The sequence below is a fragment of the Stenotrophomonas sp. HMWF003 genome (assembly GCF_003061285.1).
Taxonomy (GTDB): domain Bacteria; phylum Pseudomonadota; class Gammaproteobacteria; order Xanthomonadales; family Xanthomonadaceae; genus Stenotrophomonas; species Stenotrophomonas maltophilia_AP.
On the sequence record NZ_QAIW01000382.1, the window covers coordinates 22,261 to 22,998 of the forward strand.

A 738-nucleotide genomic window follows, 5' to 3' on the forward strand; every position below is an offset into this window, starting at 1 on the left:
GTCGCCGCCCTTGTCGAACGGCGCGTCCTCGCTGCGTACCAGCAGCCCGTCTTCGTAGATGCGCAGGGTGACGGTGTAGTTGCCGAACGGGAACCGGCGGGTATCGAGCTGGTTGATGCCGGCCTGCAGGTAGAAGGTCTGCAGCAGGCGCTCGCCATCGAAGGCGTCCACCCGCGCATCGCGGGCCAGCAGCACGGTGAGGGGCAGCGCCTGTACGGCGGCATCGGCATCCACGTAGGCCTGGGTGGTGCCTACGCGCAGGCCGGCAAAGCGGTCCATCGGCAGCATGCTGAAACTGAAGGTGCCGCCCTGCGGGCTGGACAGGTTGCGGCGGTCCATGCGGCCGGCCTGCAGGTAATGCTGCTGGCCCAGGTCATGGCGGTAGTAGGCGTTGTCGAACTGGAAATCATCGCGGCGGCGGCCACCACGGTACTGCTGGCTGTTGAAGTTCCAGTCCACGGCGATGTGGCCGCGCTGCAACACGCCCAGCGCGCCTGCGCCTTGGGCGGTCAGCGCCTGGTAGCCGCGGCCACCGCTGAAATTGACGGTCTGCTGGTGCAGGAGCGCGTTCTCGGCATTGCTGCTGACCTGATGGAAGCGGTCGGCAGCCGGCTCGGCCGCGATCCACTGGCGGGCGACGAACAGGCGCACCGCGCCTTCGCCTTCGTCGTACAGGGCACGCACGGAATGAGGGTCCTCGGGGGGATCGAGATAGCCGCAGCCGGCACTGCTACCGCC

The 738-nt window shown here is 68.2% G+C and carries 1 protein-coding gene; it reads right to left on the reverse strand.

The window, feature by feature from the left end; genetic code table 11:
* On the reverse strand, positions 1-738 hold a 738-nt coding region (locus tag DBR34_RS23515; protein ID WP_258224025.1), incomplete at both ends, for a TcfC E-set like domain-containing protein.